Source organism: Candidatus Competibacter denitrificans Run_A_D11, from assembly GCF_001051235.1.
Lineage (GTDB): Bacteria > Pseudomonadota > Gammaproteobacteria > Competibacterales > Competibacteraceae > Competibacter_A > Competibacter_A denitrificans.
Genome location: NZ_CBTJ020000002.1, coordinates 43,834 through 58,847, shown reverse-complemented (window position 1 = coordinate 58,847; position 15,014 = coordinate 43,834). Strand labels below are relative to the sequence as shown.

The 15,014-nt window shown below is 58.1% G+C and carries 8 protein-coding genes; 6 read left to right on the top strand and 2 right to left on the bottom strand.

Annotation, left to right across the window (positions count from 1 at the left end; translation table 11 throughout):
- Nucleotides 1–54: 54 nt before the first annotated feature.
- Nucleotides 55–636 (top strand): thioredoxin family protein, encoded by a 582-nt coding sequence (locus BN873_RS01325; RefSeq protein WP_048670165.1) that lies wholly within the window; start codon nucleotides 55–57, stop codon nucleotides 634–636.
- Nucleotides 637–767: 131 nt separating this feature from the next.
- Here the strand turns inward: BN873_RS01325 and BN873_RS01320 are convergent, their stop codons facing one another.
- Together BN873_RS01320 and BN873_RS01315 are read right to left on the bottom strand one after the other, a co-directional pair.
- Nucleotides 768–4,919, bottom strand: coding sequence for a translocation/assembly module TamB domain-containing protein (locus BN873_RS01320; RefSeq protein WP_139031618.1), 4,152 nt, complete (start codon nucleotides 4,917–4,919; stop codon nucleotides 768–770).
- On the bottom strand, nucleotides 4,916–6,730 hold the full coding sequence (locus tag BN873_RS01315) for an autotransporter assembly complex protein TamA (protein ID WP_048670162.1): 1,815 nt from the start codon (nucleotides 6,728–6,730) through the stop codon (nucleotides 4,916–4,918). Before BN873_RS01315 ends, BN873_RS01320 begins: the two co-directional genes overlap by 4 nt.
- 176 nt (nucleotides 6,731–6,906) lie before the next feature.
- On the opposite strand from BN873_RS01315, the gene cysM reads away from it, so the two are divergent.
- The 5 genes from cysM to BN873_RS01290 all read left to right on the top strand — a co-directional run bounded on the left by cysM (nucleotide 6,907) and on the right by BN873_RS01290 (nucleotide 14,988).
- Entirely contained in the window at nucleotides 6,907–7,806 is a 900-nt protein-coding gene (gene cysM, locus BN873_RS01310; RefSeq protein ID WP_048670210.1) for a cysteine synthase CysM, read from the top strand.
- A 16-nt stretch (nucleotides 7,807–7,822) separates the two neighbouring features.
- Nucleotides 7,823–9,163, top strand: a complete 1,341-nt coding sequence (rlmD, locus tag BN873_RS01305; protein WP_048670159.1) for a 23S rRNA (uracil(1939)-C(5))-methyltransferase RlmD — start codon at nucleotides 7,823–7,825, stop codon at nucleotides 9,161–9,163.
- 329 nt (nucleotides 9,164–9,492) lie between these two features.
- Nucleotides 9,493–11,403 (top strand): TonB-dependent receptor plug domain-containing protein, encoded by a 1,911-nt coding sequence (locus BN873_RS01300; protein WP_048670158.1) that lies wholly within the window; start codon nucleotides 9,493–9,495, stop codon nucleotides 11,401–11,403.
- A 2-nt stretch (nucleotides 11,404–11,405) separates the two neighbouring features.
- Entirely contained in the window at nucleotides 11,406–12,026 is a 621-nt protein-coding gene (locus BN873_RS01295) for a TOL_0243 family YfiR-like periplasmic protein (RefSeq protein WP_171820392.1), read from the top strand.
- 16 nt (nucleotides 12,027–12,042) lie between these two features.
- Nucleotides 12,043–14,988 carry a response regulator gene (locus BN873_RS01290; RefSeq protein WP_071243951.1) on the top strand — a complete coding sequence of 982 codons (2,946 nt, stop codon included), beginning with the start codon at nucleotides 12,043–12,045 and terminating at the stop codon, nucleotides 14,986–14,988.
- The last annotated feature ends 26 nt before the right edge of the window (nucleotides 14,989–15,014 follow it).

Below are 15,014 nucleotides of genomic sequence, written 5' to 3'. Positions count from 1 at the left end.
TAGTAGCGCGCACCACCAGGTTCCCCGATATTGCTAACGTTGTGAGGTGAAATCATGGCACAAACGCCGTCCACGATGCTGCCGCTGGCTACACTAGCCCCCAATTTTAATCTACCAGAGCCAGCGACAGGTAAAACCGTGGCCCTGGCTGATTTTCAAGACAGTCCGGCCTTGCTGGTGATGTTCATTTCCAACCATTGCCCGTTTGTCAAACATATTCGGGCGGACTTGGCGCGATTTGCCGCCGATTATCGCGCCAAGGGGTTGGCCAGCGTCGCGATAGGTGCCAACGATGCCGCCAATTATCCAGATGACAGTCCAGCCCGGATTGCCGAGGAGGCCAAAGCGCTCGGCTTTTCCTTCCCCTACCTGTACGACGAAAGTCAAGCCGTAGCCAAAGCCTATCGGGCGGCCTGCACACCGGATTTTTTCCTGTTCGATGCCAACCGCAAGCTGGTCTATCGCGGCCAGTTCGACGACAGTCGGCCGGGTAATGCCATCCCGGTGACGGGCGCGGATTTACGCGCGGCGGTGGATGCCTTGTTGGCGGGTCAGCCGGTTGCACCGGAGCAAAAACCGAGTATCGGCTGTAATATCAAATGGAAGGCGGGCAATGAGCCGGATTATTACAAGTAGCCGCTGAGGTCAGGGTCGATCTCGGCAAAGTGGAAGCTGCCAAGCATTTGGCCCTGTCGCAAATGGCGAAACTGAATGCCGCGCCACCGCACCGCGCGGTAATCCGTCCTGACGGCTGGCTAATGGCCCTCTCAACGTTCGATGGTGTAGATGAAATCGCCGCCCGTCCCGCTGGAGTTGGTGGCGGATTCCAGCATCAGATGTTCGGTGAAGCGGTATTTTAGGAAGAAGGTGTTAAGGGCGTTCAGCAAGCCGATTCCGTAGCCAACATAAAGCCTTGGCGTCAGGTACTTGCCGAGCATGAAGGACGTGCCGCCCTGGCTGGTGCTGCCGAGTTCGGCGGAATCCAGCCCGAACGCATCGGTCAGGCTCTTGCTAAGGCCGCCGCTTTGCCCGGAGCCGAGCGCGCTCGCCGCTTTGAACAGCATCGCCGTTTCGGTGCCGGAACCGCCCGGCGCCCGACCCAAGACCAGGTAGGCGAGAACATCTGGATCTGACATGTTCGGGGAGGAGAAGAAGGTCAGCTTCGGCCTTTTCAAGGTGCCGCGCACCTGTGCGCCCGCCATGATCTCTGCACCGGAAATGATATTTCGCTCTTGACGGACGACGCGCAATTCCAAGCTGGGGTTGTCGAGCGCGCTACTGCTGAATAATAACTGACCGCGTTGGATCTCGATTTCTTCGCCATAAATTTTGTATTTACCGGCCACGACTTCGATGTCACCGCTGGCGCGCGGTGCCAACTGCGGACTTTGCAGCACCCGCAAATCACCCCGGAGCTTACCTTTGAAGGCAGGCGTTTCCAACTGCACATCCTGGCCTAGTACGACGCGCATATCCGCGAAAATCGCCATGCCGCGCTCTTTGGCTTCCGGCGCCGTGCCATCCCGATTCTTGACGATCACCGTGTCGCTGGAGGCGTTAATCGCGCCCGGACGCTGACCGCCGGGCCGCAAAAAGGCCCGTGGAATGGTCAAGGTGCCTTGCAGACGGGTTTGCTGCGGTGTGTAGTCGATCTTGAGGTCAGGACTGATCTGGATTTGCACATCCGTGGTTTTGAGCGCTTGAAAGTTTTCTCCGATGATCGCCAGGATAAGCTGTCCTTTGAACGGATCATAATGGCCGTCAACCTGCAACTGGCCTGGCTCGGATTGCACCGAACCCGCCAAGCGGATCGGTCCCTGGCCGGTGCTGGTGGCGGCGAATTGCACAGCGCGCAGCTTCAGACCAGCCTCTGGAATCGACAGGGCGGTATTTTCCAGGCGCACATCGCCGCGCATTAAGGGTTTGGTCAAGGTGCCGCCCAGCGCCACATCCGCACGGACTTGCCCGGAAATTTCCGTGATCTCCGGCACGAAAGCCGAAACAATCTTTAAGTCGGTGATCGCTCCCTCAATCTTGCCGTTCAACCGACCAGCGCCGAGCGGGTCTTGTACTTGCAGGTTAGCCTGCAACTGCCCGGTTGATCCCAGATCTAGCCGGGCTTGGCTGGTCGCAGTCCGCCCATTGCTGTCCAGCTTGAGGGTGCCGCCGTTGAAGGCGATAGTGACCGGTCGGCCCTGATTTTGCAGGCTGACGTTACCAGGGGCGATGGTGACGTTGGCTTTACCCAGCAGCGCGCCACCGATTTTGCCGCTGACGGTGGCTTCGCCATTGATACTGGTGGTGAGCGCGACCTCCTTGGGGAAAAAGCGTTTGAATTGGTCTGGGTTGAGATTACTGAGTTGTACCCGACCATTGAAGTCGCCGGCTTGTTGCCACTGGCCTTGTAGGCACAACCGGGTGGGTGCGCTGCTCAAGCAGGCGGTATCAAGGCTCGCCTCCTTGGCGGAGGCGCGAACCGCTGCCGGTTTCTCCAGACTCCAGTTGCCGGCCGGGGTGTTTTTGGCAGTCAGCTGAGTGATACGGCCTTGCCAAAGCATGGCCGGGGTTTGCAGGCTACCGGCCAGAGCGAGCAGAAAACTCCCCGGTTCGCCGCTGAGTTCGGCTTTCAAGTCGTGCGCAGCGGCCGTGCCGGAACCATCCACCTGCAAGCTTTGCCATTTCTGGCCGCCCAGCACCAGGCTATCGCCGATGATTTTCAATTGCGAGCGGCCGACACCGCCCGCGTCGATGTTGGCCTCACCGCGCAAGCGCTGGATTTGATTGGCCCCTTGCTTAAGGTTATCAACGGCGATATTGGCGGCTATGATCGGGCTGGTGCGGGAGCCGCTCAATTTGCCAGTGCTGGCAACGGTGCCGCTCAGCCCAGGAACTAAGGATTTAAGCTGCGGCGCATTCAGCTTCCAAACCAGATCCAAGCGTTCAGTCAGTGTTCCGGTTGCTTCCAGGCGCGCGTCGCCCGCGCTTACATTCAGGTCCCGAACGGTGAGATTTTGGCCGCGAACACTGACATCGGCCTTACCGGCGACTCGTTGCCCGCTTAGAGTACCGGTCAAGTCTTCCAACAACACGTTGGTTCGCAGTTCACCATTTTCCAGCCCGCCATCACTTTTGAGCTGAAAATTCAATTTGCCGGGTACATCCTGCCAATGAGCGCCCGGATTGATCCCTTGACCATTGACGCTGGCTTGCCAACCGACTGCCGGCGCCCAGGTCGCATCGGCGGCGGCTTGTAGAGTTCCCTCCAAGGTTTTACCCGTCAGCTTGACATCACGAACCCCTTGCTCCGAGCCTTGGCCCGTCAGCGCCCAGGTACCCTTGGGAACATTCGGTCCTCGCAGATCGGTGGCCGTGGCGGTAAAGCGATAATCCTTGGGCGTACCCTCAGCCGTGAAGTCACCCTTCGTGCTCTGGATTTGCGGGATGCCCTTTAACGGCCAGGCCAGTGATTGCCATTGACCATTAGCCTGGAAACGCAGATCGGCCAATTCAACCTGGCCTTGCACGTTGAGCTTGAGCGGATGCTGGGCGGCGGTCAGGCGCAATTCGTTGAGCTTGACGGTCTTGGCGTCGCCATCGGCAGTAAAGCGCAGTGCCACGGGACCGAATTGGGGGACAGTGGCATTCATTTCGCCTTGGGCTTGCAAGCCGGAAAAGGCCCCATCGGCAAATTGCGCTTCGCCTTGGGTGAGCAGATTCAACGCCCAGGCAGGCGCAGTCAGGCGCACGTCGTCGAGTTTGATGGTTTTCGCGTCGCCGGCGGCGGTCAGTTGCAGAGTGGTCGGGCCGAGTTCCGGCACGGTCGCTTTCAACTCGGCATGACTGCGAAATTTCGGTAAAGCCCCCTCGGTCAATTGGGCCTCACCCTCGGCAGTTAACGTCAGATCGCGCTCAGGAGCGGCTACCTGCAAGGTGTCGATTTTAATGTTCTGTGGGTCGCCAGCAACGGTAAAGCGCACGGTGGTCTTGCCCAGTTCCGGGAGCGTCGCAGCAATCTCTCCCTGGCCGGTAAAACGGCTCATCACCCCTTGGGCATCAAGGTGAGCCGTCAGCGGTTTGCCCGCTAAATCGGGAGCGAACGGTTTGAGGTCCGGCACATCCAGTTTGGTTTTAGCCGACCAGATCGCTTCCGTCAGCGGTTTGCGCACCTCGGCATCTAACTCCAAAGTCGCAGGCCCCGTGATTTCATGAGTGACCGTCAGCCGTTCCCGCAGCGTACCCCGGACTTTGCCCTGGCCACTAAAGGTGCCGTATTGGGACAAGAATGGGGTTTGCCAGTCCAGATCCAGCGTGAGCGGATAGTTACCAGTCGGATCGACCTGCCCCTTCAGCCGCAGATCACCCAGCGGCGATTTAATCGCCAAATGATCAACCTTTAGCCCCTCGGCGGCGGCGTGCGCCTTGAGGTCGATAGCGTCAATTTGAATCGGTGGCGCGTTAGCCGGGATAATACGGATATTGCGGCCTTGCAGATCGGCGATAGTGGCGCCGATTGGCAATTGTATCTCCGGCAATACGAACGGCTCGGTGGTGGGTGGCTTGTCTTCGCCAGGCGGCGGCAGATGGATTTCCAGGCCGTCGAAGTGCAAGCGATCAAGATTGAGTTGCCGGCTGAATAATTGTGCTGGATTCCATTCCAGATCGGCTTTATTCAGCTTGAGTTTTAACGGGCCGTCTTCGTAGCGGAGTCCTTCGATGTGTAACGGTCCCCAGAGTCGGCCGCTGATCTTGTCATAGGTCAACTGGCCTGGCGCGAAGCGATGGGCCAGTTCCAGCAGCGAGTTAAGACCTGCTTGAGTGGTCAGGCCGATGCCGCCCAGCACCAGCAGCAACAGGAGGAAGACCAGCACGCCGCCGCCCAACCAGAGCGCCGCACGCCGCATGGTGGGAGCAATGCTCAAAGATCCGGCCCCAGGCTGAAGGAGAAACGGAAGGTATCACCGGGGGGTTGGTCCAGTCCGGTGGCGAAATCGATACGTACCGGCCCGATGGGTGAGCGCCAACGCACCCCGACGCCGGCGCCGGTTTTCAGTTCTGGGCGGGCGCCGTCGAAAGCGTCGCCCACATCCATGAAAACGGCCAATCCCCAGTTGTTCCAGACCCGGTGCTCGTATTCCAGGCTGCCAACGACCAGATTCTTGCCACCGATGATCTTGCCGCTGTTATCGGTGGGGCCGATCTTGTTGTAGGCGTAGCCGCGCACGCTGGCGTCACCACCAGTGAAAAAACGCAGCGATGCTGGCATCTTGGTAAAATCTTCGCGGATCGCGGTGGCGCCCATGTCGCCCCGGACGATAAGGCGACTGTCTTCGTTGAGCGCGCGAATCCATTTCAGGTGCAGGAGTCCTTGCAAGAAATTGATATCGGACAGCAAGGCCGTGCTTGCGCCACGCACTTCGAAACCAAACATCAGGCCGCGCGTGGTGAAAAGCCGGTCATCGGCATCAATCCAGGTCCAGTTCAGCCCCGGAATCAGCAGAAATGAGGTGGCACGAGGTTCGTTGCCGACTTTGTAATCTTCATACTGCATGGTCAGATTGTAGATTTTGAGCCATTTTCCTTCTTCATGCTGGTAGCTGCCGCCTAGCGCGATGCGCTCGAAATCCTGGTCTTGGTAGTTTTGCAGGGTGTAATTGGCGCTTAGCGCGTATTTTTCGGTGACGGGATCGCGGCCGGGGATCACATACTTACCCCCGATAAAGGATTTGATCGGTGAGAGTTGTAGCTCCGCTTCGTAATAGTGGCCCCACCGATTCAACCAGCGATTTTCAACCTTGAGCTTGCCTCTAGGCCCGGTATCGGTGCCGTAACCCAGGCCAGCGCTGTATTTGTGTTTCTTATTCGGTTCCAGCGCGACATCGACCGGCACGGAGACGGTTTTGGCGTCGGGCGATGTGTTGATCCGAATTTGGCTGAAATAGGTGCTGCCGCCGAGATCGCCTTGCAGTTTCAGCAATTCGTTGGCGTCGTAAGGGTCGCTCGGCTTGAAGCGGAGATAGCGGCTTAATAGCTCTGGTGAAAGGAAGTTTTGCTTAAAAGTAATATCGCCGAACAGATAGCGCTTGCCGGTGTCGTAGTGCAGCTTGATGGCGGCCTCATAGGCGTGCAAGTCAACTTGGATGGCGTGCTCCGTGAAATGGGCGTCGAAATAACCACGCTCAGTGGCCAGAGCTTCCAGGTTCTGTTTGAATTGCTCATATTTGGCGTGATCAAGTGCCTGGCCTTTCGCCAAGGGCCGCTTGTCCACGAGCGCTTGGAAGACCGGATCGTTGGCCGCATCGCCCGTCAACTGAACATCAACTAAAGCGATGGGGAGTGGGCGACCGGGTTGAATGCGATAACGCGCTTCCCACCCACCGCCGGTGGTCTGGTTCAAGGTGCTTTCAATCACCGGTTCATAATAACCAAAGGGTTGCAGCGCCTCTTGGATATGGCGTTCGGCATTGGTATGCAACCAGCGCAACTCGGTTTCCGCCGGCGGCGCTTTGCCCGCGAAGCGGTTGATGTCGAGGTGGGCCATGATGTTATCGCGCAGCGGTTCTTCTACGCCCTCGACGATGACGCTGAGCGTGCCAGCCGGGGCCGGATCGCTGGCTGAGGTCGGTGGCGTGGGCTGTTCTTGACCATGCGCGGGGATGGCGAATAACGAGAGCCAAGCGAACAACAGAGGCAAGCAGCGGATGAGGCAGGGTCTCAAACCAGGTCGGGTCATGACAAAATCAGCGGTTGGCTTGGGATAGCGGTTCAGTTTGATTAAGGTGGCCGTTGCCAGCGGCGATAATGTTGGCCCCGGCCCACGAAATTTTGCTCTTTGTAATCGGTTTAACATATTTCACGGGGCGGGAAAACGCCCGATCCCAGAATTTTGCGGACAACCCGGAATCCACTATGCCCCATTCTCCCTATCCCACGCTGGAAAGCTTTGTTGGCAACACCCCGTTGATCCGCATACAACGCTTGGCGGTTCAACGAGATAATCTGCTGCTCGGCAAGCTGGAAGGCAACAATCCCGCCGGTTCGGTGAAGGATCGGCCGGCACTGAGCATGATTCGGTGTGCCGAAGCGCGTGGTGCCATACGCCCCGGCGATGGTCTGATCGAAGCCACCAGCGGCAACACCGGTATCGCGTTGGCCATGATCGCGGCCATCAAAGGCTATCGGCTGACTTTGGTGATGCCGGAGAACCAGAGTGTGGAGCGGCGCGCTGCAATGCGAGCCTATGGTGCCGAGCTGTTGCTGGTTAGCCAGTCAGAGGGGATGGAAGGCGCCCGTGATCTGGCGGCGCGGCTGGAGCGGGAGGGCAAGGGTAAGGTGCTGGATCAGTTCGCCAACCCCGACAATCCCTTGGCCCATTATCAGACCACCGGCCCGGAGATCTGGCGAGATACGGGGGGCAAAATCACCCATTTCGTCAGTGCGATGGGGACCACCGGCACCATCATGGGTGTGTCGCGTTATCTCAAGGAACGTGATCCCACCGTGCAAATCGTCGGCGTACAACCGACCGAGGGTTCCAGCATCGCCGGCATTCGCCGTTGGCCGCTGGCGTATCTGCCGGCCATCTTCGATCCGGCGCGCGTCGATCAAATCATCGATGTCAGTCAGGCCGAGGCTGAAAATACCACGCGCCGCCTGGCCTGTGAGGAGGGGATTTGTTGCGGCGTATCGTCCGGCGGGGCGGTGGCGGCCGCATTGCAACTGGCTGATACGGTCGAAAATGCAGTGATCGTGACCATTCTTTGTGATCGTGGCGACCGCTATCTATCGACCGGTCTGTTTGCCGCGTGACGCGAGGGATAAAGCCATGGGAAAGTCAGCAGCGAAAAAACGCCAAGCACTCGCGGAGATGGCGCCCTTTACGGTTGGGATCGAGGATTTAACCCACGAGGGCTATGGAGTGGCGCGGCGGGATGGCAAGGCTATCTTCGTGGACGGGGCACTACCCGGCGAGCAGGCGGAATGTGTCTACACCGCGCGCCGGAGCCGCCGCGACGAGGCCCGCGCAGTCCGTATCCTGACACCCGCTGCCGACCGGGTTGAACCGCAGTGCGCACACTTTGGCGTTTGCGGTGGGTGCGCCCTGCAACATCTGCATCCGACTAGCCAACTGGCCACTAAGCAGCGCTGGTTACTGGATAGCCTGACGCATATCGGCAAGGCACAGCCAAATCAAGTGCTAGAACCGGTTACCGGACCTTTGTGGGGTTATCGGCGCCGCGCGCGCTTGGGCGTGAAGTGGGTGCCGAAAAAGGGCCGGGTACTGGTGGGGTTTCGTGAACGGCATAGCGCTTATCTGGCCGATTTGCGCCGCTGCGAGGTGCTCGACCCGCGTATCGGTGGTCTATTGGAGGAACTGGCCGGTCTTGTCGAAGCCTTATCCATCCGTGACCAAGTGCCGCAGATCGAAGTGGCTGGTGGCGATGCGGTGCTGGCGTTGAGTGTGCGGGTTCTGGCAGCCCCCAGCGAGGCCGATTTGGCGCGGTTGCGCGCATTCGGTAAGCAGCACGGGGTTACGTTTTATCTGCAACCGGGTGGCCCGGACAGCTTGCAACCCCTGGAATCGGAGCCGCCGATGCTGGCTTACCCACTGCCGGCTTTCGATTTGGATCTGCTGTTCCAGCCCGCGCATTTCGTTCAGGTCAATGCCGCCATCAACCGACAATTGGTCGAACGCGCCGGTGAATTGCTGCAAATCCAACCCGAAGATCGGGTGCTAGATTTGTTTTGCGGGCTGGGTAATTTCACTCTGGCCCTGGCGCGTCGGGCGCGTGAGGTGATTGGCGTGGAGGGAGATACCCATTTAGTGGCGTGGGCGCGGCACAACGCAGCGCACAATAAAGTCAGCAACGTCGCTTTTTACGCCGCCGATCTGGCCGGCGACTTGGAAACGCAACCGTGGTTGCAAGGCCGCTACGACAAGATACTGCTCGATCCGCCGCGCTCTGGCGCGTTGGCGATGATGCCCCGCTTGGCGGCGCTGGCCGCACAGCGCATCGTGTATGTCTCCTGTCACCCTGCCACCTTGGCGCGTGATATTGGTGAGTTGGTACACCATTGCGGCTATCACTTGGAAAGTGTCGGTGTGATCGATATGTTTCCGCACACTGCACATGTTGAGTCCATTGCGCTTCTGGTCCACAAGTGATGCATCATGGTAGTGGATAGTTTAATCTGATGCGCTAGCAATTGTTGAGACACCTGCAACCTTGGCGACTCTTGGGTTTGGCCTGTTGAGAGCGGCAACAGCGCAATTTCTGTTTGCTGAATTCTCTAGCAGGTGGAATAAAACATGCATAATTCTGACCATCGTACCGATCTGAGCGGTGGTGGGAGTGGCGGATGGGCAAAGCGAAGACGGTAACACCTCGGCAAACAAGGGTGATTAAGGGATTGATTGTATTGGCTTGTCTCGGTATAGGGGCACGCGCTGAGGCCGTAGAGACAGACTTAACACAGCTAAGCATCGAAGATTTGATGCAAGTGAAGGTCGTGTCGGCGACCAAAGTGGAACAAACCTTACAAGATACGGCAGCGGCGGTTTTTGTGATTACCGCTGAAGACATTCGGCGGTCAGGGGCAACCGTCATCCCCGAAGTATTGCGGCTTGCGCCCGGCGTCGAAGTGGCACGTATCGATGCCAGCCGCTGGTCGGTCACGATCCGGGGTTTTGCCGGTACCTACTCTAACAAGCTGTTGGTGCTGGTCGATGGCCGCTCGATTTACACCCCTTTATTTTCCGGCGTTAACTGGGAAGTCGAGGGACCGCCGTTGGACGAGATCGAGCAGATCGAGATTGTGCGGGGGCCGGGTGGCAGCCTGTGGGGAGCCAATGCGGTCAATGGTGTCATCAATATCATCACGAAGCATACCAAGGACACCCAGGGTGGCATGGTAACGCTGACTGCGGGTAACAAGGAACGGGCCATTGCCAGTGTACGTTATGCCGATCAGCTAGGCGAGCAGGCCCGGTACCGTCTCTACGGCCAGTTCGCTGAGCGCGATAGCTTGGTCACGCCTGCTGGCCGCGATGCCCAGGATAATTGGCGCCAGGGCAAGGGTGGGTTTCGGTTGGACTGGAATCCGGCTGCCATGGATTCGTTCACGGTGCAGGGGGAATTTTATAACGCTGATCTTAAACAGAATTTTACGGTCTTTAACCTGGCAGCACCCTATTCGACACATCTGCTCTCGCCGGTTGAGGCATCGGGCGGCAGTGTGCAGGCCCGTTGGCAGCGCCAGTATTCGGCGCAATCGAAGATGGAATTGCAGGCTTATTACCATTATGAAAGCCATCAGGATTATCTGTACGACGCGACCCTGGATACGGTCAATCTCGACTTTCAACACAACTTTCCGCTGGGGGATCGTCAGGAGATCGTCTGGGGGTTGGGTTATCGGCGTAATCAGGATGAGTTCACCGATACAGTAATCACCGCTATCAACCCAAGAAGTGTGGCCACGGAGCTATTCAGTGCCTTCGTGCAAGATCAGGTCGACCTGATCACAGACCGTTTTCGGTTGATTGCTGGCGCTAAGCTAGAGCACAACGACTTCACAGGCTGGGAATGGCAACCGAGTCTGCGCGCGTTGTGGACGCCACATCCCAACCATCGGCTATGGGCTGCCGCCTCGCGCGCGGTGCGGACACCCTCACGAGGTGAACGGGATGTCATGAGACTTAATTTGACCACTGTGTCCCCTTCGGCCCTCACCGGCAATCTGCCAGGCTTGCTGTACTTTGCCGGGTCGCCTGATCTTGGTTCGGAAGAGTTAACCGCTTATGAGATCGGTTATCGCGGGCAGTTGACCGAACGCTTTTCGTTAGATGCCACCGTTTTTTATCACGATTACGCGCAACTGTTGATTGGCAATCTGGGAACTGTTGCAGTGGCGGGAACGCCGTGGCCTTCCTATTTGCTCCTGCCTGTGACCCTAACCAATGCGGGTTCAGGGGTTAAAAGCGGGTTCGAACTGGCGGCAGACTGGCGCCCGGCCGAGCGATGGCGGTGGCGTTTGGCCTATTCATACCTGGATTCGGAACTGAAGAGAGATGACGATTCTAGCCCCATTTACACGGATGGCGACCGTCAGCAGATTTCCTTATTGGCGTCCTGGAATGCCCGAGATAATGTTGATGTCGATGTGTGGTGGCGTTATGTGGCCGCCAACGAAATAAGTTTGGTGTCTTATAGCGGCCGGATTGAGAGCAGCTCCTACCCTGAATTGGGCGTGCGCTTGGGCTGGCGGCCGCGCAAGGATGTGGAGCTGTCCGTGGTCGGTAACAATTTACTCGGCGCTCACCATTTGGAGTTTGTCTCCGAGGCTTTTGCCTTTCCGGTCGAAGTCGAGCGCAGCGTGTATGGCCAGGTGAAATGGAAGTTCTGAACGTGCCAACTTCACGGATGGCTGGATCGGCTCGGCGTGGCGCTCAAAAGCGAGCACCGCCTACCCAATCCAAGCCATCCCTGGCGTTTCGGTGGCATCAAGCGTTGCTTGTCTTAGCGTTCTGGCTGACCACCGCGTTATTGGGTAGCACAGTCTGGGCCGGTGAGTTTGACGAATACTCGGTTAAAGCCGCTTATCTGTACAACTTCGCTAAATACGTCGAGTGGCCGCCAGGCGTATTCGACCGTCCCGATGCGCCTGTGATGATCTGCATTGCCGGTGAAAATCCGTTCGGCGCAGCGCTCAGCGTGTTGGTCGGCAAAGCGGTGGGTAGCCATCCTGTCGATGTGCGTGCCGTTTCCTCCAATACTGGTCTGGAAAAATGCCATGTCGTGTTCATCAGCCGGGCTGAACAGAGTCGTGCCCGGGTACTGTTGGCCAGTCTGGCGCGCTTGCCGATCTTGACCGTCAGTGACATCGACGATTTTGCCCGGGCCGGTGGCATGATCGGCCTGGTGGAGGCTGAACAGCGCATCCGTTTCGATATCAACTTAGCAACTGCCCGGCAGGCTAACCTCAAGCTAAGTTCCCAATTGCTCAAGTTGGCGACCATCGTGGAGTAGAGCGCTAGGGTGAGGCATGAGTCCCTTTGATAGGCTTTCGCTGAAAAATAAACTGATGGCGGTCATGCTGCTCACCAGCGCGCTGGTTCTGCTAGCGGTTGGCGTAGCCCTGGTCGTCAATGAGTCATTTTCCCAACGCAAAATTGCCCGATCACAATTGATAACGCTGGCCGATATCATCGGCGCCAATGTTGCTTCGGCTTTGCTATTTAATGACTTGAAAGCGGCCGAGCAAAACCTGGCGGCGCTGCGCGCCCGATCCGATGTGCCCTATGCCGTGATCGACGATCCCAAGGAAAACATGCTGGCTGAATACCGGGCGCCGGGGCTGACCGACCAGCAGCGCGAACAAATTCGCCGCTGGGAAAGGGAGATCGAAGGGGATTACGCGCAACAGGGACCAAAGGCCGGCCAATTGGTGCTCGGCGGTAGTCCAATGCTTGGGTTTGGCGGCCAGATGCTGGCTGTCAGAATGCCCATCGAGCAAGAGGGCCAAGCGCTGGGTTATATCGAGATTTATTCGGATTTGCGAGAGCTAAGCGCGAGCTTAAACCGCTACTATTGGATCATCGCCGGGTTGATGGGGGTTTCACTGTTGCTGGCGGCCTTGTTGGCGGCGCGGTTGCAGCGGGTGATTTCAGAGCCGATTCTCGGTTTGCGGATGGCGATGGGCGCAATCACTGACACCCGTGATTATAGCGTCCGGGTTCCGCGCATCAGTGAAGATGATCTCGGCGCGCTAGTGGATGGTTTCAATGACATGCTGGTGCAGATCCAGCAGCGCGATGCGGATTTGGCCGGCTATAACGCCCGGCTGGAGCAAGAGGTGGCTGCACGCACTGACGAGTTATCACGCGCCAACACCGAATTGCATCATGTGGTGCGGGAGTTGAGCCTCGCCAAGGAGCGCGCGGAGGCGGTCAGTCAGGCTAAATCCCAGTTCTTGGCCAATATGAGCCACGAAATCCGCACGCCCATGAACGGCATTCTAGGAATGACGGATTTGCTTTTAGGAGCGGAACTGCCGGCCAGGCAGCGCGAGTTCGCCAAAATTATCAAGCAATCCGGGACTACCTTGCTGCGCATCATCAACGAAGTGCTGGATTTTTCCAAAATCGAGGCCGGCAAGCTGGATCTGGAGACAATCAATTTCCCGTTGCGGTCCCTGCTCGAAGAGGCCGTCATCCTGTTTGCCGAGAGCGCCCAACGCAAGGGTTTGGAGTTTCTATGCGCCTTGCCCAGCGAGATGCTCTGGGTGCGAGGTGATCCGGTGCGCTTTCGTCAGATTGTAAGCAATCTGCTGGGCAACGCCATCAAGTTCACCGAGCAGGGAGAGGTGGTGCTGCGCCTGACCGTGCTCGACACACAGCCTGGCTATTACCAGCTTCGGCTGGCGGTGAGTGATACCGGCATCGGGATTCCGGCCTTGGAACAGGAACGTATTTTTAATGCCTTCGACCAAGCCGATGGCTCAATGACCCGCAAGTATGGTGGAACCGGATTAGGGCTGACCATCGCCAGGCAGTTGGCCGAATTGATGAATGGGGCTATTTCCGTCAGTAGTGTTGAAGGTCAGGGTTCTACCTTCACCTTCGTCCTGCTCATGGATCGGGTCCAGGGCGCACCGGCCGAACCGCAAGAGAGTGGGCAATTTCAGGGCGTTCGGGCGCTGGTGGTTGACGATCATGCCACCAGTCGCCAGATTTTGTGTGATGACTTGCTGGCCTGGGGAATCCGCGCGGAAAGCGCCAGCAGCGGCGAGGCCGCATTAACTCAGTTGCAGAGCGCCGTCGCGGCCGTTGACCCCTATACGGTCGCTTTTGTAGGCGAGCGTCTGGGGGGGATGACTGGAGCCGAGTTGGCCTTGGCGGTTCGTGCCAACCCCAAGTTGCACGCGACTCGGCTGTTGCTTTTGAGCCGTTTGATGACCCAGAACGTACCGTGTGAAAAAATCCTTGAAGCCGGTTTTGACCAACAATTGCATAAGCCGGTGTTGAAAGCTCAGTTACGGGAGTGCTTACAGCGCCTATTGACGAATGTGGGCGATGGTTCGGTGGTTGCCCTCGACGCGGCCAGGAGAGAAGATACTCGGCCTAATCTGCCGGCATATCAGCGAAAGCGCATCTTGTTGGTCGAGGATAATCCGGTAAACCAAGCGGTTGCCAGTGCGACTCTGACGCAATTCCATTGCGTGGTCGATATAGCGAACCATGGGCAGGAAGCACTCGACATTCTGGCCCATGATCATACCTACGACCTGGTGTTCATGGACTGCCAGATGCCGGTGATGGACGGTTTTCATGCCACTGAGATGATCCGCGCGCGTGAGCAGCGCGCCGCCGAATTAGGTCAGCCTTTGCGGCGAGTGCCGATCATCGCGTTGACCGCGCACGCGATCAGCGGTGACCGAGACCGTTGCTTGCAAGTGGGTATGGACGATTATTTGAGCAAACCGCTTGCGCGAGAGGATCTGATCGCAGTGCTCGACCGTTGGTTGCGGCCTACCCTGGCAAGCCCAGTGGCCGTAACGGAGCAGGCCCCACTGCTTGATGCAGCGCCTGTGGCGGCAGACACCTTGATGAGTAGTCTAGATCGGGATGCGTTGAACAAGATCTATGCCCTGGAGCGCGGGGGCGCCACTGGTTTAGTCGCCCGCTTGATTGAGTTGTATTTACGAGAGTCTCCGCCCCTGATCGAAGCGCTGAAACAGGCTGACCAGGCCGGTGATTTAGCGGCGCTGGGTGCAGCGGCTCACACCTTAAAATCCAGCAGCGCCAATGTTGGCGCCATGAAACTGCGTGCGTTGAGTGCGGAACTGGAACGTCAGGCGCGGGCGCGGGCTGTCGAAGATGCCGCCGCAGGCCAGGTCGAAGCGATTGAGCAGGAATTTGCCGCCGTCCAAGTGCTCTTGCGGCGAGAGCTGACCGTAGGCGGGGATAACATATCCGGCGCACCGGGATGAATGGGGCGTTGCCCAGTCTGGTGTGG

Excerpts from the sequence above, each read along its gene's own strand:
- BN873_RS01325 (WP_048670165.1), top strand. The coding sequence starts at position 55 with ATGGCACAAACGCCGTCCACGATGCTGCCGCTGGCTACACTAGCCCCC.
- BN873_RS01315 (WP_048670162.1), bottom strand. The coding sequence starts at position 6,730 with ATGACCCGACCTGGTTTGAGACCCTGCCTCATCCGCTGCTTGCCTCTG.
- cysM (WP_048670210.1), top strand. The coding sequence starts at position 6,907 with ATGCCCCATTCTCCCTATCCCACGCTGGAAAGCTTTGTTGGCAACACC.
- rlmD (WP_048670159.1), top strand. The coding sequence starts at position 7,823 with ATGGGAAAGTCAGCAGCGAAAAAACGCCAAGCACTCGCGGAGATGGCG.
- BN873_RS01300 (WP_048670158.1), top strand. The coding sequence starts at position 9,493 with ATGCAAGTGAAGGTCGTGTCGGCGACCAAAGTGGAACAAACCTTACAA.
- BN873_RS01290 (WP_071243951.1), top strand. The coding sequence starts at position 12,043 with ATGAGTCCCTTTGATAGGCTTTCGCTGAAAAATAAACTGATGGCGGTC.